Annotated in this window: 17 protein-coding genes and 2 pseudogenes; 9 read left to right on the top strand and 10 right to left on the bottom strand. The window is 72.0% G+C overall.

The features are described 5' to 3' along the window. The first annotated feature begins 151 nt into the window (after positions 1-151). The gene (locus tag FCH28_RS24755) at positions 152-1,525 is read left to right on the top strand and encodes a family 2 encapsulin nanocompartment cargo protein terpene cyclase (RefSeq protein ID WP_136742352.1); all 1,374 of its coding nucleotides are present in this window, start codon (positions 152-154) and stop codon (positions 1,523-1,525) included. 83 nt (positions 1,526-1,608) lie between these two features. Here the strand turns inward: FCH28_RS24755 and FCH28_RS24750 are convergent, their stop codons facing one another. From FCH28_RS24750 to FCH28_RS24730, 5 genes and pseudogenes are all read right to left on the bottom strand, one after another. Beyond that, a complete protein-coding gene (locus FCH28_RS24750) occupies positions 1,609-3,828 on the bottom strand; it encodes an NADP-dependent isocitrate dehydrogenase (protein WP_136742351.1) in 2,220 nt (739 codons plus the stop codon). Between the two features lie 163 nt (positions 3,829-3,991). Next, positions 3,992-4,249, bottom strand: a complete 258-nt coding sequence (locus FCH28_RS24745) for a GNAT family N-acetyltransferase (RefSeq protein ID WP_342781667.1) — start codon at positions 4,247-4,249, stop codon at positions 3,992-3,994. 164 nt (positions 4,250-4,413) lie between these two features. Next, complete coding sequence (locus tag FCH28_RS24740) at positions 4,414-5,472, bottom strand: PP2C family protein-serine/threonine phosphatase (RefSeq protein WP_246103194.1); 1,059 nt, start codon at positions 5,470-5,472, stop codon at positions 4,414-4,416. A 447-nt stretch (positions 5,473-5,919) separates the two neighbouring features. Further along, the gene (locus FCH28_RS24735) at positions 5,920-6,678 is read right to left on the bottom strand and encodes an IclR family transcriptional regulator (protein WP_136742349.1); all 759 of its coding nucleotides are present in this window, start codon (positions 6,676-6,678) and stop codon (positions 5,920-5,922) included. A gap of 131 nt (positions 6,679-6,809) precedes the next feature. After that, a pseudogene (locus FCH28_RS24730) lies at positions 6,810-7,466 on the bottom strand (ABC transporter ATP-binding protein); the annotation flags it as partial. Here FCH28_RS24730 and FCH28_RS24725 point away from each other — a divergent pair. Together FCH28_RS24725 and FCH28_RS24720 are read left to right on the top strand one after the other, a co-directional pair. After that, a pseudogene (locus FCH28_RS24725) lies at positions 7,467-7,870 on the top strand (zinc ribbon domain-containing protein); the annotation flags it as partial. It lies immediately after the preceding pseudogene. Continuing rightward, positions 7,812-8,309, top strand: coding sequence for an FCD domain-containing protein (locus FCH28_RS24720; RefSeq protein WP_425471997.1), 498 nt, complete (start codon positions 7,812-7,814; stop codon positions 8,307-8,309). The pseudogene FCH28_RS24725 and the gene FCH28_RS24720, both read left to right, overlap by 59 nt. Here the strand turns inward: FCH28_RS24720 and FCH28_RS24715 are convergent. Continuing rightward, positions 8,295-8,996, bottom strand: coding sequence for a TetR/AcrR family transcriptional regulator (locus tag FCH28_RS24715; RefSeq protein WP_136742347.1), 702 nt, complete (start codon positions 8,994-8,996; stop codon positions 8,295-8,297). The genes FCH28_RS24720 and FCH28_RS24715 overlap by 15 nt on opposite strands. Positions 8,997-9,066: 70 nt before the next feature. Between FCH28_RS24715 and FCH28_RS24710 the strand changes: the two genes are divergently transcribed. After that, positions 9,067-9,711 carry a hypothetical protein gene (locus tag FCH28_RS24710; protein ID WP_136742346.1) on the top strand — a complete coding sequence of 215 codons (645 nt, stop codon included), beginning with the start codon at positions 9,067-9,069 and terminating at the stop codon, positions 9,709-9,711. Here FCH28_RS24710 and FCH28_RS24705 read toward each other — a convergent pair. Then, positions 9,602-10,231, bottom strand: a complete 630-nt coding sequence (locus tag FCH28_RS24705) for a response regulator (protein WP_136742345.1) — start codon at positions 10,229-10,231, stop codon at positions 9,602-9,604. The genes FCH28_RS24710 and FCH28_RS24705 overlap by 110 nt on opposite strands. Further along, complete coding sequence (locus FCH28_RS24700) at positions 10,228-11,436, bottom strand: sensor histidine kinase (RefSeq protein WP_136742344.1); 1,209 nt, start codon at positions 11,434-11,436, stop codon at positions 10,228-10,230. Before FCH28_RS24700 ends, FCH28_RS24705 begins: the two co-directional genes overlap by 4 nt. Before the next feature lie 156 nt (positions 11,437-11,592). Here FCH28_RS24700 and FCH28_RS24695 point away from each other — a divergent pair, with 156 nt between their 5' ends. From FCH28_RS24695 to FCH28_RS24685, 3 genes are all read left to right on the top strand, one after another. Beyond that, the gene (locus FCH28_RS24695; protein WP_136742343.1) at positions 11,593-12,135 is read left to right on the top strand and encodes a GlcG/HbpS family heme-binding protein; all 543 of its coding nucleotides are present in this window, start codon (positions 11,593-11,595) and stop codon (positions 12,133-12,135) included. A 330-nt stretch (positions 12,136-12,465) separates the two neighbouring features. Continuing rightward, a complete protein-coding gene (rsgA, locus tag FCH28_RS24690) occupies positions 12,466-13,608 on the top strand; it encodes a ribosome small subunit-dependent GTPase A (RefSeq protein ID WP_136742342.1) in 1,143 nt (380 codons plus the stop codon). A 114-nt stretch (positions 13,609-13,722) separates the two neighbouring features. After that, complete coding sequence (locus tag FCH28_RS24685; RefSeq protein WP_136742542.1) at positions 13,723-15,207, top strand: DNA-3-methyladenine glycosylase 2 family protein; 1,485 nt, start codon at positions 13,723-13,725, stop codon at positions 15,205-15,207. 83 nt (positions 15,208-15,290) lie between these two features. Here FCH28_RS24685 and FCH28_RS24680 read toward each other — a convergent pair whose 3' ends face one another. Next, positions 15,291-15,773, bottom strand: coding sequence for a DUF456 domain-containing protein (locus FCH28_RS24680; RefSeq protein WP_136742341.1), 483 nt, complete (start codon positions 15,771-15,773; stop codon positions 15,291-15,293). Between the two features lie 220 nt (positions 15,774-15,993). Further along, positions 15,994-17,007: a helix-turn-helix domain-containing protein gene (locus tag FCH28_RS24675; RefSeq protein WP_136742339.1), complete on the bottom strand. Its 1,014-nt coding sequence runs from the start codon at positions 17,005-17,007 to the stop codon at positions 15,994-15,996. Between the two features lie 603 nt (positions 17,008-17,610). Between FCH28_RS24675 and FCH28_RS24670 the strand changes: the two genes are divergently transcribed. Together FCH28_RS24670 and FCH28_RS24665 are read left to right on the top strand one after the other, a co-directional pair. Continuing rightward, positions 17,611-18,921 carry a protein phosphatase 2C domain-containing protein gene (locus tag FCH28_RS24670; protein ID WP_136742338.1) on the top strand — a complete coding sequence of 437 codons (1,311 nt, stop codon included), beginning with the start codon at positions 17,611-17,613 and terminating at the stop codon, positions 18,919-18,921. Positions 18,922-19,109: 188 nt separating this feature from the next. Beyond that, complete coding sequence (locus FCH28_RS24665; protein ID WP_136742336.1) at positions 19,110-20,852, top strand: pyruvate dehydrogenase; 1,743 nt, start codon at positions 19,110-19,112, stop codon at positions 20,850-20,852. The last annotated feature ends 6 nt before the right edge of the window (positions 20,853-20,858 follow it).

The raw sequence follows: 20,858 nt of genomic DNA, 5'->3' as shown, positions 1-20,858 counted from the left end.
GGACGAGTGATCGCTTCAAACAGGCGTGGGGATGCGAGGGGCGGTGGACGCCTGCACCCCCACGCCATTGAGGAGATCGTCACACTGCGCTTTGATCAAGAATCGGAGCGTGTTCGCACGGCGTCCCGACCGTCTCGACGAAGGAGATCCGGTGTCCCTGCTTTCCCGTATGTCCGCACCCGCCGCCACACATGAGCTGGCGGGCCTGGTGGCGGCCCTGCTGTCCCGGCCGGCAGGCGTGGCCCCGCGGGGGCTTCCCGGGGCAGCCGGACTCCAACAGGACTGCCTCGGCGGGAAGTTGACGGGGATGACGGGCCGGCGGCTGATCCGCAACCCCACCGGTCTGGGGACGTCCGCGGCCCGCATCCGGCCGCTGTCGATCACCGGCCCTCGCCGGCCTTCCGCCGCGCCGCCCGGCACGCAGGGCGCGGCGGAGGGCCGGCGGGAGCCCCGCCGAACGCGCGACTCCTCCCCGGCGGAGGGCGCCCCCCGCCCGCCCGGCGGTCCCACCGGGCCGGGAACCTCGGGGCTGAGACCGTGGTCCGCGCGGTCCCGCGGCGGAGCGTCCGTTCCCGACCTGTACTGCCCGCCGCCGGTCCGAGACGACCCGGCTCTCGGCGAGGAGGTCAACGAACGGCTCGTCGGGTGGGCCGAGCAGTGCGGCATCTACGAGGGGCGGCTCGACGACCTGCGCGCGGCCAACTTCGGGCGGCTGCTCATGCTCACCCACCCCGACACCGACGACCCCGACCGACTGCTGGCCGCCGCGAAGTGCGGCCTGGCCGAGTGGGCGGCCGACGACCACTACTGCGACGACGCCTCGGCCGGAGCGGACCCGAAACAGCTCGCACCCCGGCTGGCGATCGCCTACGCCGCGGTGGACCCGGCGCATCTCGTCGTCCGCTACGCCCCTGAGCTGGAGCGGGCCATGCGGGACGACCCGGTACTGGTCGCCCTGCGCTCCGCCGTCGAGCACATCTCCCGGTACGCCACCGCGCCCCAGGTGGCCCGGCTCCAGCAGGAGATGTCCGCGCTGTTCGGCGGCTTCAACGCGGAGGCGGGCTGGCGCACCACCGGACGGCTGCCATCGGTCTGGGAGTATCTGACGGACCGCCAGTTCAACAGCTTCATACCGATGACCGCGCTGATCGACGCGGTCGGCGGCTATGAGCTGAGCACCGCCGAGTACGCCGACCCGCGGGTACGCCGCGCCGTCCGGATGGCCTCCGCCGCGGCCACCCTCGTCAACGACCTGTACTCGATGTCCAAGGAAGACGCCGATTCGGGCTTCAACCTGCCCACCCAGATCGCCGCCGAGGAGAACTGCTCGCTGGCGGAGGCGGTCGAGCGGAGCGTCCAGGTCCATGACGAAATGGTGCACACCTTCGAGGCGGAAGCGACCACCCTGAGCCTCGTCGGCACCCCTCAGCTGCGACGTTTCCTCGCCGGGCTGTGGGCCTGGATGGGCGGCAACCGCGAGTGGCACAGCACCACCGACCGCTACCACGGCGCGCGCGCCGAGTAGACGACACTGTCGTGGAAACGGGACCGCCCCGGCTGGACGGAGTGCCAGCCGGGGCGGAACGGGATTCAGCCTGAGCGTCGGCCTCAGCCGAGGATCGACAGAGCCTGGTTGAGGGTCGTCGACGGACGCATCACCGCCGTGGCCTTGGCCACGTCCGGCTGGTAGTAGCCACCGATCTCGGCGGGCGAACCCTGGACCGCGATCAGCTCGTCGACGATCGTCTGCTCCTGCTCGGTCAGCGTCTTGGCGAGAGCCGCGAACGCCTCCGCGAGCTTCGCGTCGTCGGTCTGCTTGGCCAGCTCCTGCGCCCAGTAGAGCGACAGGTAGAAGTGGCTGCCGCGGTTGTCGATGCCACCGAGGCGGCGGCTGGGCGACTTGTCCTCCTCCAGGAAGGTCGCGGTCGCGCGGTCCAGGGTGTCGGCGAGCACCTGGGCGCGCGCGTTGCCGGTGGTCTGCGCGAGGTGCTCGAAGCTGGCCGCCAGCGCGAAGAACTCGCCCAGGCTGTCCCAGCGCAGGTAGTTCTCCTTGACCAGCTGCTGGACGTGCTTGGGCGCGGAGCCGCCGGCACCGGTCTCGAACAGACCGCCACCGTTCATGAGCGGGACGACCGACAGCATCTTGGCGCTGGTGCCCAGCTCGAGGATCGGGAACAGGTCGGTCAGGTAGTCGCGCAGCACGTTGCCGGTGACCGAGATGGTGTTCTCGCCGCGGCGGATGCGCTCCAGGGAGAACTTCGTCGCCTCGACCGGCGACATGATCTCGATCTGCAGACCCTCGGTGTCGTGCTCCGGCAGGTACGCCTTGACCTTCTCGATCAGCTTCGCGTCGTGCGCGCGGCCCTCGTCGAGCCAGAACACGGCCGGGTCGCCGGTCGCGCGGGCGCGGGTGACGGCGAGCTTGACCCAGTCGCGGATCGGCGCGTCCTTGGCCTGGCACATTCGGAAGATGTCGCCGGCGCCCACGGTCTGCTCCAGCACGACATTGCCGGCCTCGTCGACGACCCGTACCTCACCCGTGGTGGGGATCTCGAAGGTCTTGTCGTGGCTGCCGTACTCCTCGGCCTTCTGCGCCATCAGGCCGACGTTCGGCACCGAGCCCATCGTCGACGGGTCGAAGGCGCCGTTCGCGCGGCAGTCGTCGAGGACGACCTGGTAGACGCCGGCGTAGCTGCTGTCCGGGAGGACCGCGAGGGTGTCGGCCTCCTGGCCGTCCGGGCCCCACATGTGGCCGGAGGTGCGGATCATGGCCGGCATGGAGGCGTCGACGATGACATCGCTCGGCACATGCAGGTTGGTGATCCCGCGGTCGGAGTCGACCATCGCCAGCTCCGGGCCCTCGGCGAGCTCCGCGTCGAAGGACGCCTTGATCTCGGCACCCTCGGGCAGCGACTCCAGGCCCTTGTAGATGCCGCCGAGGCCGTCGTTCGGCGTGAGGCCGGCGGCCGCCAGCGTCTCGCCGTACTTGGCGAACGTCTTCGGGAAGAAGGCGCGCACCACGTGGCCGAAGATGATCGGGTCGGAGACCTTCATCATCGTGGCCTTGAGGTGCACCGAGAACAGCACGCCCTCCGCCTTGGCGCGGGCGACCTGCGCGGTGAGGAACTCACGCAGCGGCGCGACGCGCATGACGGACGCGTCCACGACCTCGTCCGCGAGCACCGGCACCGACTCGCGCAGGACCGTGTGGCTGCCGTCGTCCCCCGCGAGCTCGATACGGAGCGAGCCGGCCTCGGAGATGACCACGGACTTCTCGGTGGAGCGGAAGTCGTCGACGCCCATGGTGGCGACGTTCGTCTTCGAGTCGGCCGTCCAGGCGCCCATACGGTGCGGGTGCGCCTTGGCGTAGTTCTTGACCGACGCGGGGGCGCGGCGGTCGGAGTTGCCCTCGCGCAGCACCGGGTTCACGGCGCTGCCCTTGACCTTGTCGTAGCGCGCGCGGACGTCCTTTTCCTCATCGGTCTTCGGGTCGTCCGGGTAGTCCGGCAGCGCGTAGCCCTGCTGCTGCAGCTCGGCGATGGCCGCCTTGAGCTGCGGAATCGAGGCCGAGATGTTCGGCAGCTTGATGATGTTCGCCCCGGGGGTCTTGGCCAGCCGGCCAAGCTCGGCCAGCGCGTCGTCGATGCGCTGCCCCTCCTCGAGACGCTCGGGGAAGCTGGCGATGATCCGCCCCGCCAGGGAGATGTCACGCGTCTCCACACTCACTCCGGCCGTCGAGGCGTAGGCCTGGACCACGGGCAGGAACGAATGCGTTGCCAGGGCCGGGGCCTCGTCAGTGTGTGTGTAGATGATGGTCGAGTCAGTCACCGGGTGCTCCGCTCCACGTCTGCAACATTGCTCGACATCAAGATATCTCGTGATCGGACGAGTCTCGAAAGGGCCCTGGTCGGTCGGTGCGGTGGGCGGATGGCGTGGGCGCTGTCCGGGAAATCCCCGCTCGACCGGGTTTGCCCCGCCCTATGCGTCGTCCCTATGCGTCGTCCAGGGAGAACCGGTAGCCGGTCGACTCCCTGGCCTCGAAGCCAAGGCGCTCATAGAGCCGGTTCGCCGCCGTGCGGTCCGGGCGCGAGGTGAGGTCCACGGTGCGCGCACCCGCTTCCCGGGCCAGTCGCAGAGCGTGGCTAGTGAGCGCGGCCGCGATTCCTTGGCCCCGCGCTGCGATGTCGACCACCACGTCTTCCACGCGGGCCCGCAGCCCGGACGGCAGCGGGGACAGCAGCAGGGTCAGGGTTCCGACGATTTCGCCTTCCAGACGTGCGACCAGCAGCGTGCTCGCTTCGCACCGAAGGCGTCCACGATCTCCTGGCTCGCCTCGTGGGCGATCTCCACCTCAACAGTCATGCGGCTTCACCGACTTGAGTGCCGGTTTCCTGGGCGGGCCAGAGGGCCGCGTCACGGGCCGACCGCGTCGAGCGCTTCCGGTTCGGGCGCCGGCCCTGAGGAGGCGGCGGCGACGGCCGGCTTCCGGAGCAGGAGCAGTGCGGCGTCGTCGTGCAGCTGGCCACCCACATGCGCCAGCAGTTCGTCGTGCAGCGCGGCGAGGGTGCGGGACGGATCGTCCGACACATGACGCGCCACTCGCTCGACGAGCGGGTAGAACTCACGGCTGTGATCGCGTGCCTCGGTGACCCCGTCGGTGTAGAGGAGCAGTTGGTCGCCATCGGTGAACGGCAGCACCTGGAGGCTCGGGGACTCGCCGCTGAGGGCGCTCAGTCCGAGGGGCGGAGCGGGGTGGACCGGTTCGACGGCCAGAACGCCGGATTCGCGGAGCACCAGCGGAGGCGCGTGCCCGCAGTTGACCACCTCCATGCGTCCTGCCTGCGGGTATCCCACGACCACGGCGGTGACGAAGTCATCGGACCCGAGGTTGCGGGTCAGGCTCCGCTCGATCCGGCCGACGACTTCGAGGAGATCCGGCTCGTCATAGGCGGCCTCGCGGAACACGCCGAGCACCAGAGCGGCGGTGCCCACCGCGGGCAGCCCCTTGCCGCGCACATCGCCGACGATCAGGCGGACCCCGTACGGCGTGGGCACCAGCGCGTACAGGTCTCCGCCGATCCGGGCCTCCGCCGCGGCGGCGCTGTAGCGGACGGCCACCTGGAACGGGCCGACGGTGGCGGGCACGGGCTGAAGGAGGGCGTGCTGGGCGGCCTCGGCGACCGACCGGACGGCCGCCAGTACCCGCTCGCGACGCTCGCGCAGCGCGCTGGCCAGGCTGCTTGCCAGGGTTACGGCGGCCAGCGTGGTGAGCACGATCGCCTGGTCACGGCCGGGTGCGCCGCCGTGGATGCCGAGCGCCGCACCCAGTGCCACGGCGAGGACGCCGATACGAAGCACTCCCCAGGGCTTGCTGGTGGCGGCGGCCAGCGCCGGCCCGATGGCGAGCAGCGGCAGCCAGGTGATCCCGGCCCCGCTGAAGAGGGCGAGGAGGGCGACGGCGAGGACGATCAGTGCGGGCGCACCACCGGCGAGGTGGGTGGCGGCGAGGTGGGCGGCGGCGCGCGGCTGATGCGGCGCGGCCGAGCCGGAGGCCGAAGCCGGGGCCGGGTGCGGGGCCGTGGCCGGCCCGGATTCCTGCCCCGACGCCGGGCCGTCCTCCCGTCGACCGGCGGCCGACGCTTCGATCGCCCGCTTCGTCTCCTGGGGCCTGATGAGCTTCCGCGTACTGCGCTGCCGGGTACTGCATCCCTTCCGGTCCGGTCGGCGGTCGCTTTGATGATCTCGACGAGCCTGACTCATGTTCCTGACCGCAACTCCCTGCTCCAAGACCCTGCTCCGTTCGCGCCGCCTGAGCGTCCGATTTGTCCAGGAAACAGGGGTCCGGGGGTAGCCCACAAGGTCAGGGTTTTCAGATAGTGAACGAGGCCCCTCCGGCGGGGCGCGAAGGCGCCCGCCGACTCACGTGGCGAGCGAAAGACCCCTGGTCACACGGCTTGCCGTCGGGACCAGCCGGGCTCGGATCTGATCGAGGACGGCGAGCCGGTCCGACGGCAGGGAGACCCCGAGCGAGCCCAGCGTCTGCCCGCTGAATACCGGCACCGCGGCACACACCGTGCCGAGGGAGTACTCCTCCAGGTCCGTGACGCCCGGGGCGGCGCGCGGTTCGTCGAGCCGTCGGAGCAGCTCGGCACGGGCCGTGATGGTGCGGGGCGTGAGATCGGCGAGGGGGTGCCGGGAGAGGTAGTCGTTGCGGGCGTCGTCGTCCAGCTCGCGCAGCACGCACTTGCCCAGGGCCGTGGCATGCCCGGCATCCTCGAATCCCACCCAGAGGTCGGCGCGAGGCGCCCGGGGGCCGTCGATGATCTCGACGACCCGGATCTCGCCATCCTCGTAGAAGGTCAGGTAGGCGGCGGCCGACAGCTCGTCCCGCAGGGCGGTCAGCACGGGACGGACCCGGGTCAGCAGCGCCTGCCCGCGACTCCCGGCGTGCAGCAGGTCCAGCTTCTCCCCGATGACGAACCCGCCGTCGTCCAGCTTCCGCAGATAGCCGTCGTGGACCAGGGTCCGCAGCAGGTGGTACGTGGTGGCCAGGGGCAGCCCTGCCTCGCGTGCCAGCTGCTTCGCCGGGGCACCGCCCTCGTGTGCCCCCACGGCTTCCATCAGACGGAAGGCTCGCTGCACAGACGCGATCAACGTAGGGCCGTCCTGAACACCCACATCACAAGCTTGCGCCCGGCTTGCGGCGCTAGCAAGGTCCGCCGGGCCCGGGTGCGGCGGCAGCCGGCTGGTGTCGCCGTCCGCCGTCCGCCGTCCGCCACCGCCCACGAGCCACTGGCCCGACTCAGCCGTTACGCCCCGGCCGGGCGGCGGGTCCGCACACTCCACCGGCCGTCGGTGCGGGTGAGGTGTACCGGGTGGTCGAAGCACTTGCCGACCTGATCGCTGGTCAGGGTGTCGGCGACCGGCCCCGAGGCCAGACAGCGCCCGTCCCGCAGCAGCATGGCGTGCGTCGTACCGGGAGGCAGCTCCTCCAGGTGGTGGGTGACCAGAACCGACGACAGCTCCTGATAGGTGCGCTGGAGCGTGTCGATCCGTTCGATGAGCTGCTCCCGCCCGGCGACGTCCAGACCCGTCGCGGGCTCATCCAGCAACAGCAGCCGCGGACTGGGCATGAGCGCGCGGGCGATCAGTGCCCTGCCGCGCTCGCCCTGGGACAAGGTGGGCCATCGCGCGTCGCGCCGGTCGCCGAGACCGAGCAGCTCGATGAGGCGGTCGGCCATGGCGGCCTGCTCGGGCGTCGGACTCCACCGGGGGACACGTTCGACGGTGTTGGTCAGCCCGGTCAGCACGACGTCCCGGACCCGCAGGGGCGAGCTCGGCCCGTGGCGCGGGTCCACATGCCCCACGCAGTACCGCAGTTGGCGCAGGCCCACCCGGCCCAGCCGGTGCCCCAGGACCTCCACGGTGCCCCGCGTGGGATGGGCGAGCGCCCCCAGCAGACCGACACGAACATGGTCAAGTCCGCTCGGGGCACCGTCGAGGAGCGGGCGCCAACGTCAAGGCCAAGGCCGGGTTCAACCGCTCCAACCTCCAAGAGGCGTGGGGCCACACGGTCACGATGCTGACGTACAAGCTGGAGCGCCTCGGCGGCGAGCTGGTCAAGGTTCCCGCCCCGTACACCTCCCAGCGCTGCTCGGCGTGCGGCTTCATCACACCCGGCAGCGGGGAAGACCAAGCCACGTTGGTATGCAAGAACCCGGACTGCGGATGGTCAGGCAACGCCGACCACAACGCAGCCCGGAACATCTTGCACGTGTACCGGATCGGCCACGGAACCGTGGTCATCCCGGCTGCCGGGAGAGCAGTCGTCAGGCGCGCTCGCGGCGTCCAGCCCGCCGCCGCAAGGTAGGCGGGAATCCCCCGGCTCTGGCCGGGGAGAGCTTCAAGAAGTCCGCATGCTCATCGAGGTCGAGGCCGCGCAGATGGTTGCTCAGCGCCGTACGGACGACGATCTCGCCGCGGTCGAAGCGGCCCTGGCGAAGCGTCGTGACGCGGCGAAGGCCGGCCACGCGGAATTCGTCGACGCCGACATCGCCCTGCACGCGGCCGTGGTCGCTGCCGCACACAACCCCGTACTCACCGCCCTGTTCGGCGAGTTCGTACCGGTGCTGCGCCAGGGCCTGATCGACCTGGGGGAGCTGCTCGACCTGCGGACCGAAGACCCGAACCACGGTGACGAGGGGCACGCCCTCCTCGTCGAGGCCATCGCACGGGCAGACGCCGAAGCGGCCGGGCGCACCCTGCGGGAAGAGCTGAGGCAGACGCTCGACCGGCTACATGCCGTCTGACTCGAGCGGGCCACTCGATACGCAGGGGTCGGGAGTCGGGTCGGGAGCCGGGCTCCCGGGGGTGACGCACCATCGCAGGACGGTTTCGAAGTCCCTTGCCAGCGAGGCGTGGTCGCGGGGCATCGGCGGCGGGTGTGCGATGTCGTCGTAGACGAGGCCTTCTACGGCCGCCCGCACCAACCGGGCATCGCGATCGGGGGCGGGGGCGCCCAGGGCCGCCAGCAGCGCGCGGGTCTGTTCGAGGAAGCAGTCGGCCACGCGGGCGAGCGCCGCTGCCGGTTCGGGCTGTCCCGCAGCCAGCAGGGAGAGTTCCAGGCGGACGCGGGTGCGTTCGCGGGCCGGCCCCAGCCAGTGGCCGGTGACGCGGGCCATCATCGCCGCCGCGTCTGCCACGGAGGGTGTCGCCGCGTCTGCCACGGAGGCCACTGACTCGGCCGGCTGGGAGAGCACCGGTTCGGCGGGGCCGGAAGGGGCCTCCCGGGCGATGTCCGCCAGTTCCCTTTCGGCGATGACCTCAGCCATCCCGACGAGCAGCGCCTGGCGGGTGCGGAAGTAGTAGCTGGTGGAGCCCGGTGCCACCCCGGCGTGCGCGTCGACTGCGCGGTGGGTGAGCCCGCGCAGCCCGCTGGCGGCGGCGACGGTCACGGCGGCATCGAGCAGGACCTGGGCTCGCGCGGTACGAGACATGCGACTCACCCTACCCCGCCGCCTCTACAGGTGTAGAGTCATCTACGGAGCCCAATCCGGGAGGTGCCCTGTGACGAATCTGGTGGACCAGTTCCTGCCGTCACCCCATTTCCGTGAGAAGCACACCATCACCATCGCCGCTCCGGCCCCCGCCGTCTGGGCCGCCTGCCGGCGGCTCGACCCGCGCGACATCCGGCTGGCGCGCCCGTTGTTCGCTGCCCGCGACGGGATCGCCCGGCTGCGGCACGGCCACGGTCAACGCGACATGCCGACTCCGGGAGCGATGACTCGGCTCGCCGAGGAGCGTCATCGCGAGATCGTGGAGGGACTGGTGGGCCAGTGGTGGAAGTTCGGCGTCCCGGGCGGACACCAGGTCACCTCGGCCGAGGAGTTCCGGGATTTCCACCAGCCGGGGTACGCCAAGGCCACCCTGAGCCTCTTGCTGGAGGAGGCGGCCGACGGCCGGACCCGGCTGACCACCGAGACCCGGGTGCGGTGCCTGGACGACTCCTCGCGCCGGGTCATGGCGCGGTACTGGCTGCTGATCCGGCCGTTCAGCGGCTTCGTACGGCGGCTGATGCTGGCGGCCATACGACGGCGCGCGCTCACGGAAGCAGCCGCTGCTCCTTCGCCACCGCCACCGCGCCGGCTCTCGTGTCCACGCCCAACTTGTCGTAGATCCGGCCCAGATGGGTCTTCACGGTGGCCTGGCTGATGAACAGCGCGCGGGCGATGTCACGGTTTCCGAGGCCCTGCGCCAGCTGGCCGAGGATGTCGAGTTCGCGGGCGGTCAGAGCGGGCCGCGTGGCACCGCGCATCTGGTTCATGACGCGGCTGGCGATGGGCGGGGACAGTGTGGTGCGCCCCTGCGCGGCGGCGCGAATCGCCGCGAAGAGCTCCTCGGGACGCTCGGCCTTCAGCAGATAGCCGGTGGCGCCTGCGGCGATGGCGCGGGCGATGTCGGCGTCCGTGTCGTAGGTGGTGAGGACCAGCACATGGATGCCGGTGGCCGCGATGCGGCGGGTGGCCTCCACGCCGTCGATGCCGGGGCCGAGCTGGAGGTCCATCAGCACCACGTCCGGCCGGAGTTTCGCGGCCAGGGCCACCACCTCCTCACCGGTGCCCGCCTCTCCCACCACCTCGATGTCGGGTTCGCTGCCGAGCAGAGCGAGCAGCCCGGCACGCACCACGGCATGGTCGTCGCAGAGCAGGATGCGGACAGTGGCTTCGGTCATGACGAAGGGCCCAGGGGGATCGCGGCGGACAGGACGGTGCCCTCGCCGGGCGCCGACTCGATGACCAGGGTGCCGCCGAGCCGACGGGTCCGGGCGCGCATCGCGGGCAGCCCGTGCCCCCGTGCACCCGGTGCCGACTCCACCACGGCCGGCGGGTCGAAGCCGGCGCCGTCGTCGGCGACGTCCAGGACCACCTGGTCCTGCAGGTGGGTGAGGGTGAGGGTGGCCGTGGTGGCGCCGGCGTGCTCGCGTACGTTCGCCAGCGCGCCCTGTGCGATGCGCAGCAGCGCGGAGGCGACGCGGTCGGGCAGTGGAACGGCCGACGCACCCTCGACATGGCAGCGCACCGCAAGGCCGCCGGACTCCTTCGACTCGCGCGCGGCCAGGGCGCGCAGCGCCTGTTCCAGGGTGCCGCCGTCGTCGAGATCGGCGGGTGCGAGGTCATGGACGAAGCGCCGTGCCTCGGCCAGGTTCCGCTCGGTGATCGAGGCCGCCGTACGGACATGCCGGTGAGCGGTTCCGGGGTCGGCGGCCCAGACCCGGTCCGCCGCCTGGAGCAGCATCTGCTGGCTGGACAGGCCCTGGGCGAGGGTGTCGTGGATCTCCATCGACAGGCGCTGCCGTTCGGCGAGGGTGCCTTCGCGGCGCTCGGTGGCGGCGAGTTCGCGCCGGGTGCGGAGCAGATCGTCGATCAGCTGCCGCTGCCGGTCGGCCTGGCGTTGCATATGGACGAAAACGGCCGCCGCGATCGCCGCGACGGCGGGCGGGGCAAGGACCAGGTTGGGGTCGAAGCCGCCCGTGGACAGCTTCAGCTGAGCGGCGACCACGAAGGCCGTGAGCACCGCGACCAGCGCAAGAGAGGTGCGCGGGGTCAGGGTGCGCAGCCCCGTGAAGAACAGCGGCACCGCGCACCAGGCGAAACTCGGCGCGAGGACCACCAGCACCATCCAGACGGCGACCACCGCCCCCAGCCAGCCGAACCGACGCGGCACGGGCGACGAGGACGGCGGCGGGCCGAGCATGTACAGCAGGGCCAGACCGGCGGACAGCGCGATGATCCACGGAATGCGCGGCTCACCGGGGTGACGCAGCAGGAACCGGGCCAGCGACGCGCCGAGCAGCAGGAAGAACGCCGCGCGCATGACGAGCACGAGCCACCGCTCTCCAGGGGCCGTGGCCTCCGCCGTCGGGCCTCCACGTCGCATCCAACCCTCCTCGGCCTGCGCGTATCCGCCCACTCTGCCCCGGTGGAACCATCCTCGCATCAACCGATCGGCCGACCCGGGGGTCAGCCGTCACGCCCGGAACGAGCAGCCGCCGGGCCGAGGCGCCGGGCCGGTCCTCGGCCGGAGGATCGAGCCATGACCAAAACCAAGAAGCTCCTCGCCGCCACCGCCGCCGTCCTCGCCGCCGGAACGATCGGTGCCGTCGGCGCCAACGCGGCCGCCCCGGCGGCCGAGACCAGGACCACGGTCGAGGCCGACGCCGCCGACCGCAACCTCGTCCGGTCGACGCACCTGACGATCGCGGCCGCCACCGAGGCGGCCAAGGCCAGCCTCGACGCCGCCGCCAAGGAGGGCCAGAAGGTCTCGGTCGCCGTCGTCGACCGCAACGGCAACACCGTCGTCACGCTCCGCGGCGACGGCGCGGGCCCGCAGTCCTACGCCTCCGCCGAGAAGAAGGCCTTCACCGCCGTCTCCTGGAACGCGCCCACCTCCACCCTGGTGAGCCGCCTGTCCCAGACCCCGAACCTCAAGGACATCCCCGGCACGCTGTTCCTGCCCGGCGGCGCCCCGGTCCAGGTGAAGGGCGCCCCCATCGCGGGCATCGGCGTGGCCGGCGCTCCCAGCGGCGACCTCGACGAGAAGTTCGCCCAGGCCGGCGTGGCCGCGCTGAACAAGTAGCCGCGCCAGGGCCTGTCCGGCCCTGCCCTTTCTCGGCCGGCAAAAAGGGTTGGCGCCGCTGGGTGGGGCGGGGCTAAGGTCGGCGACGAACCGGATGGCGCCCGAGGGTGCCGTCGTTGGCCGTTGAGGAATCGGGAGGTGAGTACTGATGACTGTCGTTGCGATGGGCGTTGCCCGCATCCAGAAGATCATCAACTCCATTCCCGTGGTCTCCGGCTGATTCGCCTCTTTCCTTTCTCTCGCGCGTTGCGCGCAGCCGGGACCGCTCTTCCCTGAAGGGCCTTCCCGTTGTTCGACCTCGATTTCCCGCTTTCTGCCGCGCATCCGTTGATGTCCTATGGCTGGGACGACGGATTCGCGGAGAGTTTCACCCCCTTTGCCGGGCAGGGGGTCGTGCCCGGCCGTATCGTCCGCGTGGACCGCGGGCGGGTGGACGCCGTGGTGCCCGACGGCGACGGCATCCGGACGGTCCTGGCCGACACCGCACTCGTGGCGACCAGCGACCCGATGCGGGTGCCGTGCACCGGCGACTGGGCCGTGATCGACCTGGAGAACGGGCGTGGCGGCGACCATGTCGACGGCGTCGTAAGGGCGTTGCTGCCGCGCCGCACGGCGTTCGTACGGTCCACCTCGTCGAAGCGTTCCGAGGGCCAGGTGCTGGCCACCAACATCGACATCATCGTCATCTGTGTATCGCTCGCGGACCAGTTGGACCTCGGGCGGATCGAGCGGTTCCTCGCGCTCGCACAGTCCGGCTCGACGGGTGAGGGGGCGGCGCACCGGACCGCGCTCTCCCCGGAAGGCGGCGCTCGGCCGTTGGTGGTGTTGACCAAGGCGGATCTGGCCGGGGACGCGGCGGGTCTGGCGCATCTCGTCGCCGATGCGGAGGGCGCGGCTCCTGGCGTGCAGGTGCTGGCGGTCAGTTCCGCCACGGGGGAGGGGCTCGACGTGCTGTCCGCCGTGTTGGCCGGTGGCACGTCCGTGTTGCTGGGGCAGTCCGGTGCGGGGAAGTCCACGCTGGCCAACGCCCTGCTCGGGGAGAACGTCCAGGACGTGCGGGCCACCCGCGACCGGGACGGCAAGGGGCGGCACACCACGACGACACGGGACCTGCTGGCGCTGTCGTGGGGCGGGGTGCTGATCGATACGCCCGGACTGCGCGGCGTCGGGATGTGGGACGCGGGGACCGGGCTAGCCCGGACGTTCTCGGATGTCGAGGCGCTGGCCGAGGAGTGCCGGTTCCATGACTGCGCCCATGAGGCGGAACCCGGGTGCGCGGTTCAAGAGGCCGTCGCCAACGGGGAGTTGGCGGTACGGCGACTGGAGAGCCATCGGAAGTTGCTGCGCGAGAACCAGCGCATCGTCGCCAAGACCGACGCACGTCTGCGGGCGGAGATCCGGCGGGACTGGAAGCAGAAGCAGGCGCTGGGGCGCCACATGATGGAGCGGAAGAGGGGAGGGGGACGGCGCTAGCGGGGGCGCCGGCGGAGGGCATCGCCGGGGCGGTCCGGCCCGGCGGTGCGCCCCCACCCCCATGTCCGATTTCCGCCAGTGGTGGGGGTCGGGGCGGCGCACACTGGGGGTGTGATGGATGACGAGGCCAGGTACGAAGCGGTTTCCAGCCGGGATGCGCGGTTCGACGGGGAGTTCTTCTTCGCGGTGACGACCACCGGGATCTACTGCCGGCCGAGCTGCCCCGCGGTCACTCCCAAGCGGGTGAATGTGCGCTTCTTCCCGTCGGCGGCGGCCGCGCAGTCGGCCGGGTTCCGGGCCTGCCGGCGCTGCCGGCCGGATGCCGTCCCGGGTTCCGCGGCGTGGAATGTGCGGGCCGACCTGGTCGGGCGGGCCATGCGGTTCATCGGGGACGGGGTCGTCGACCGGGAAGGCGTCGGCGGGCTGGCGCGGCGGCTCGGCTACAGCGCGCGCCAGGTGCAGCGGCAGCTGACCGCCGAGCTCGGCGCGGGCCCGGTGGCACTGGCGCGGGCCCGCCGGGCGCACACCGCCAGGGTGCTGCTCCAGACCACGTCGCTGCCGGTCACCGAGCTGGCGTTCGCCGCCGGGTTCGCCAGCATCCGGCAGTTCAACGACACGATCCGGGAGATCTACGCCGGTACGCCGAGCGAGCTGCGGGCCGCGGCCCAGCGCCCCCATGGCGCCGCCGCCCGCCCGTCACCCAGCGGCATACCGCTCCGGCTGGCCTACCGCGGGCCGTACGCGGCGGCCGAGATCTTTGACTTTCTGCAGGTCAGAGCCGTTCCCGGGGTGGAGGAGATGCGGGGCGCCCGGGGCGACCGCACCTACCGCCGTACGCTGCGGCTCGCCTACGGCAGCGGGATCGCCGAGGTCGATGAGCACGGTGGCGCACGGCCGCGCCGTAAGCCGCCGGCGGGCCTGGTGTGCCCGGCGGCGCGCGGCGCGGACGGCGGCTGGCTGGAGTGCCGGCTGCGCCTGACCGATCTGCGGGATCTGTCGACGGCCGTGCAGCGGCTGCGCCGGCTCTTCGACCTGGACGCCGATCCGTACGCCGTCGCCGAGCGGCTGGGCGCGGATCCCCGGCTCGCCCGGCTCGTGGCGGAGCGCCCCGGGCTGCGTTCACCGGGCACCGTGGACCCCGAGGAACTGGCCGTACGGACCGTGCTCGGCGGGCCGCCGGAGCGCGCCGCGGAGCTGGTGCGGTCGTACGGGAAACCGCTGGATGTGGCGGACGGCGGGCTCACCCACCTCTTCCCCGCGCCCGGCGAGCTGACCGGCGCGGAGGTCGAGGAACCGGTGCGCGCGCTGTGCACGGCGCTCGCCGACGGCGCGGTCCTGCTGGACGCGGGCACGGACCGCGGCGCGGCGGAGCGGGCGCTGGCCGCCCTGCCGGGCGTCGGCCCGCGGACGGCGGCGTACATCAGGATGCGGGGGCTGGGCGACCCGGATGTGCGGACGGGGACCGGGACGGGGACCGGCTCGGCAGCGGGGACCGCGGGGGCCGCGGGTGTGGCGGATGCGTGGCGGCCTTGGGGCGCGTACGCCCTGCACTACCTGTGGAGCGCCGGGCGCCTTCGCCCGGGGGAGATGCCCGGATAGGGATCGGACAGGAGATCGGCAGGGGCTGGGGCAGGTGCACGGTCTGGGGCAGGGGGCGTTCGGCGCGTCCTCCCGCTTCGGCCTCACCCCGCGATCACCGCTCCCACCCATGCCCCGGCCACCATCAGGCACGCGAACAGTTCGATCAGCACGCTCAGGCCGATGGTCCGCATGACCGTGCGGGTGGACGCCAGCGCGTCCCCGTGGCCGCCGAGCCGGACGCGTTCCATGAGGTAGAGCCCGCCGATCGCGCCCACCAGCGCGCCCACGACGGGGATCACGACGAAGCCCACGATGCCGGCGACGCCGGCCAGGAACAGGGTGCGGTACGGCGCGCCGGCGGCCCGGAGATCGCGGGCCGGGAGCAGCCACTTGACGACCTGGTTGAGCAGCAGGACGGCGGTGGCGCCCATGAGGACCGTCCAGGCGAGCCCGGACCGCTCGGTCAGGGCCCACCACACGACGGCCGCCCAGACGATCGGCGGCCCGGGGACGCCCGGAAGCAGCACCCCGAGCAGACCGAGCAGCATGACCAGGCCGACCGCGACCAGCTGCGCCACACTCATGCGCCGGCCTCACTCCGTCCGGCGGACGCCCGCGCACAGCCGTCGGCCGCCGGCCACGCCCCGCCCGGCGCGCGGCACGCAGCGGCTCGTACACGGCGCTCCCTCATGGCCCGAACCCGCCGGACGCGCTCCCGGACAGCCTCATGGGCCAAGCCTGCCGGACCCGGCCGGTACGCGCTTCCCGGAGCGAGGCCGCCGCTTCGGCGCCGGTGCCGCCCCGCTAGCCCTTCCGCGCCACCCATCCCCGCTCATACGCATGCCAGCCCAGCTGCAGCCGGGTGGTCACCCCGGCCAGGTCCATCAGATGCTTGACGCGGCGCTGGACGGTGCGCAGGCCCAGGTCGAGCTGTTTGGCGACGCTCGCGTCCGTCAGGCCCGCCAGCAGCAGCGAGAGCACCTCCAGATCGGAGTTGTCCGGTGCGGCCGAGTCCTCTTCGTGGGTGGTTCCGTCGGCGGTCAGCCGGAGCGGTACGGCCTGCCGCCAGACCGCCTCGAACAGGCCCAGCAGCGATTCCAGCAGTCCGCTGTCGTGCACCACCAGGGCGGCCGGCTCCGCGGCGGCGGCGCCGGTCGTGCCCGCCGTGCCGCGGGTCCGCAGCGGCACCATCGCGATCGAACGATCCGCGATCACCAGCTTGGTGGGGACCTCGTCGAGCACCCGCACCTGCTGGTCGCGGCGGAGCGCCTCGGCCAGCCCGAGCAGCCCGCCGGGCGCGTCCAGCACCCCGCGCTCGATCACCACGCGATACTCGACGCCGCGCTCGACGGCCCGGTCCTCGGCGTCGTTCTCCATGTCCGTCACCGCCGCCGGAGTGGTCGTGACCAGGGCACACACCTCGTCCGCCGCGCCGAGCTGGAGCTGCAGAAAACGGTGCGCGACGGCGCCGGGGCCGGTCACCACCTCGACCAGATCGTGCACGGCGGGCTCGGCGGCCCGGCCGCGGAACTCCTCGGCGAGCAGCGCGGCGGCGAGCTCCGCGCGCTCCAGCTCGTGCCGCTGCTGGGTGAGCAGGGCGCCCAGCGCGACCGCGGGCGGCGCGGCGACCCAGCGGCCGGGACGGGTGGAGGACTGGGCGGCCAGCCCCTGCCGCTCCAAGTGGCGCAGGGTGCGGACGGTTTCGTCCTCGGGGAGCGCCAACCGGTGTGCCAGATAAGGGACTTCGGCCGCGCCGAGCCCCACCAGCGTCCGGTAGGCCGTCTCCTGCGCCTCGTCCAGTCCTATGGCACTCAGCATCCGAATCCCCTCCGACGCATCCCGTGTTGGGTGACGCATCCGCATGTTCCGTCACGCCTCAGCATGTCCTCCGAGGCATCCGCGCTGCTCCGGCGCCCCCGTATTCCCGCCGGTCGGCGGGTGGCGGGAATGAGTCATGGCGCAAATCCGCCGCCGACATCATCCCCGTACCACCTCGCGCTCTGCCAAGGTGTCGGAACCGCAGAAGCAGTTGGCGGCCGGTGGGGATGGGGTTTGCGATCCGCACCGGCTCGGGCAGCAGTTCACAAGGGGCTCGAAGATCCCGTATGTGGGGTACGGGGTATTCGAGGGGGCGACGGCCAGGGCGGATACCGGTCTCGGGGCGGCAACCGCCGGGCGTCCGGGCCGCCGCCCCGGCCGCGCCGTCCCGGGGGTACGGTCGGGCCGCGGGCATCCGTGCCGCGCGGCCCGTACGCCTTGCACCCCCGAGGACGTGCGCCGGCCTCTGAGCTCCGCCGGGCGGTCACCTGTGGGGGGTGGGCCGCCCGGCGGGATCCCGTTTTCGTACCGGATGGCGTGCCTGTCGGCAGGCCCGTTTTTGTGCCCTGTTTCCGGCGGGTCCGCCGATGGACAATACGGGCCATGAACCAGCACGGGGCACCACGCGGCCACGAGGACGACTGGTGGCGGCAGTTGTACGGCGAGGACGGCGGGACAGGGACCGGGGCAGGGACTGGAGCCAGGGCCGGGGGCGGAGGCGGTTCGGGAGACGGCGCGGTGCGGGACGCCGGGCCGTCCGACGCGTCGGACACGCTCGACGAGCGGGTGAACTCGGCGCTGCGGGCGGTGGGGTTACGGCCCCGGGGAACGTACGGGGCGGCGTCCGCGGAGTCGACGGCGGAGGCTTCCGTAGAGCCGGACGTATTGCCGACGGTGGAGGCGTCCGCGGAGCCGGCCGTGGAGCCCGCGGTTCCGGAGCCCGAACCGAATCCCGAACCGGAGCCCGAACCGCCCGCGCCATCAAGGCAGTTGACGCCCCACGACTTCATCGGTGACCGGCCGCCCACCTACCACCCCGAACCCGTCGCGCTGCCCGCCGCCGACCCCGCCGCCATCGACGCACTGGTGCCCGACACCACCCTGGACGGCGCCGCCTACGGCTCGCTGACGCTCCGCGCCGCCTCCGTGCGCGGCGACTCCGCCCGCTACCGCGGCGAACCGCGCCGCGACGCCCTGCTCGCCGCCCGCTTCGGCACCGGCCGGCACACCCTGATCCTGGTCGCCGTCGCCACCGGCCGCCCCGCCGTCGAGGGATCCCATCGCGCGGCCCGCGACGTCTGCGCCGGGATCGGCGGTGCGGTCGGCCGCAGCTACACCCGGCTGGCCGAGGACATCCGTACGGACAGCCGCGCCGCCCTCAAGTCCGGGCTGCGGCGGCTCACCGACCGCAGTTACGGCAGGCTGCGCGGCCGGGCGGCGGAACTGGGCGCCGCCCCGGAGGGGTACACCGCAGCGCTGCGCTGTCTGCTGCTGCCCGCCGACCCCGATTGCCGTACCCGGGTGTTCTTCGGCGTGGGCGAGGGCGGTCTCTTCCGGCTGCGCGACGGCTCCTGGCAGGACCTGGGGCCCACCGCGGGGGACCGTGATCCGGTCGAGGAGTTCGAGGAGCCGCCGGTCCCCGGCCTGCCCGCGGGCCCCTATACGGCGGAGAGCGCGGTGCCGCCGGAGCCGTTCCTCTTCCGGGCGTCCGCGGCGCGTCCCGGGGACACACTGCTGCTGTGCAGCGCGGGGCTGGCGGAGCCGCTGAGCGAGGAGCCCGCGTTCGCCGCCCGGCTGGCCGCCCAGTGGTCGGCCACCGAGGCGCCGGGCCTCCTCGACTTCCTGGCCGCGGCGCAGCTACGCGTCAAGGGACATGCGAAGGACCGGACGGCCGTGGGGGTTTGGGAGTCGTAGCGGGGCGGAGGGGGAGGGCCATGAACCCTCCAGATGCCTTCAGATGCCTGCAGATGGCGGACACCGCCTGATGGGTTCTGTGCGAGCCGCGCTTGCGCCGTAAGGGCCACTGCCCTCGCTCGCGCCTAGTATCGCCCGGTATGAGGCTTCTGCCCCAGTCCTGAGCGCGAACCCCGAGGAGCCGCCCCGTGCCCAAGCCCACCGTTGCCGAGCAGTTCGTCGACCTCCTGGTGCGTGCCGGGGTGCGGCGGCTGTACGGCGTCGTCGGCGACAGTCTCAATCCCGTTGTCGACGCCGTTCGCCGCAATTCCGCGATCGACTGGATCCAGGTCAGGCACGAGGAGGCCGCGGCCTTCGCGGCCGGCGCGGAGGCGCAGCTCACCGGCAAGCTGGCCGCCTGCGCCGGCTCCTGCGGACCCGGCAATCTGCACCTCATCAACGGCCTCTTCGACGCGCACCGCTCCATGGCCCCGGTCCTCGCGCTGGCCTCCCACATCCCCTCCAGCGAGATCGGCACCAGCTTCTTCCAGGAGACCCACCCCGACCGGCTGTTCAACGAGTGCAGTCACTACAGCGAGCTGATCTCCAGCGCCAAGCAGATGCCCCGGGTGCTGCAGACCGCGATCCAGCACGCCATCGGGCGGAGCGGTGTCTCCGTCGTCTCGCTCCCCGGCGACATCGCCGCCGAGCCGGCTCCCGAGCGCGCCATCGAGCACGCCCTGGTCACCTCCCGTCCCTCCGTACGCCCCGGCGACGCCGAGATCGACAAGCTGGCCCGGATGGTCGACGAGGCCGACAAGGTCACCCTGTTCTGCGGCAGCGGTACGGCGGGCGCGCACGCCGAGGTGATGGAGTTCGCGGAGCGGGTGAAGTCCCCGGTCGGGCATGCGCTGCGCGGCAAGGAATGGATTCAGTACAACAATCCCTATGACGTCGGAATGAGCGGGCTGCTCGGATACGGCGCGGCGTACGAGGCCACCCATGAGTGCGATCTGCTGATCCTGCTCGGCACGGATTTTCCGTACAACGCCTTTCTTCCCGACGACGTCAAGATCGCCCAGGTGGATGTCCGTCCCGAGCACCTGGGCCGCCGCTCCAAACTGGACCTCGCGGTGTGGGGCGATGCCCGCGAGACGCTGCGCTGTCTGATTCCCAGAATCCGGCCGAAGGCCGATCGCACATTCCTGGACCGGATGCTGAAGAAGCACGCCGACGCGCTGGAAGGGGTGGTCAGGGCATACACCCGCAAGGTGGAGAAGCACGTCCCGATCCACCCCGAGTTCGTCGCCTCCGTGCTGGACGAAGAGGCCGCCGACGACGCGGTCTTCACGGTCGACACCGGAATGTGCAATGTCTGGGCGGCGCGTTATCTCAGTCCCAACGGGCGCCGCCGGGTGATCGGTTCGTTCAGTCACGGGTCGATGGCGAACGCCCTGCCGCAGGCGATCGGTGCCCAGTTCATCGACCGTGGCCGGCAGATCGTCTCGATGTCCGGCGACGGCGGATTCACCATGCTGATGGGGGACTTTCTCACCCTCGTGCAATACGAACTGCCGGTGAAAATCGTCCTCTTCAACAATTCCTCCCTGGGGATGGTCGAGTTGGAGATGCTGGTTTCCGGCCTTCCGTCGTACGGCACCACCAACCGCAATCCGGACTTCGCGGCCATCGCCCGCGCGGCCGGAGCGCATGGCGTACGGGTGGAGAAGCCCAAGCAGCTGCGTGGCGCGCTGCGCGAGGCTTTCCAGCACGACGGGCCGGCGCTGGTCGATGTCGTGACCGACCCCAATGCGCTGTCCATTCCGCCGAAGATCAGCGCGGAGATGGTGTCCGGCTTCGCGCTGTCGGCCGGGAAGATCGTGCTGGACGGCGGGGTCGGGCGGATGCTTCAGATGGCCCGCTCCAATCTGCGCAACATTCCGGGGATGTAGGGCGGA

This window comes from Streptomyces piniterrae, from assembly GCF_005048155.1.
GTDB lineage: Bacteria > Actinomycetota > Actinomycetes > Streptomycetales > Streptomycetaceae > Streptomyces > Streptomyces piniterrae.
Note: the sequence above shows the minus strand (reverse complement) of the source record. Positions and strands in the feature narration are given on the sequence as shown.

Excerpts from the sequence above, each read along its gene's own strand:
- FCH28_RS24715 (WP_136742347.1), bottom strand. The coding sequence starts at position 8,996 with ATGTCTCGTACCGCGCGAGCCCAGGTCCTGCTCGATGCCGCCGTGACC.
- FCH28_RS24705 (WP_136742345.1), bottom strand. The coding sequence starts at position 10,231 with ATGACCGAAGCCACTGTCCGCATCCTGCTCTGCGACGACCATGCCGTG.
- FCH28_RS24700 (WP_136742344.1), bottom strand. The coding sequence starts at position 11,436 with ATGCGACGTGGAGGCCCGACGGCGGAGGCCACGGCCCCTGGAGAGCGG.
- FCH28_RS24695 (WP_136742343.1), top strand. The coding sequence starts at position 11,593 with ATGACCAAAACCAAGAAGCTCCTCGCCGCCACCGCCGCCGTCCTCGCC.
- rsgA (WP_136742342.1), top strand. The coding sequence starts at position 12,466 with ATGTCCTATGGCTGGGACGACGGATTCGCGGAGAGTTTCACCCCCTTT.
- FCH28_RS24685 (WP_136742542.1), top strand. The coding sequence starts at position 13,723 with ATGGATGACGAGGCCAGGTACGAAGCGGTTTCCAGCCGGGATGCGCGG.
- FCH28_RS24680 (WP_136742341.1), bottom strand. The coding sequence starts at position 15,773 with ATGAGTGTGGCGCAGCTGGTCGCGGTCGGCCTGGTCATGCTGCTCGGT.
- FCH28_RS24675 (WP_136742339.1), bottom strand. The coding sequence starts at position 17,007 with ATGCTGAGTGCCATAGGACTGGACGAGGCGCAGGAGACGGCCTACCGG.
- FCH28_RS24670 (WP_136742338.1), top strand. The coding sequence starts at position 17,611 with ATGAACCAGCACGGGGCACCACGCGGCCACGAGGACGACTGGTGGCGG.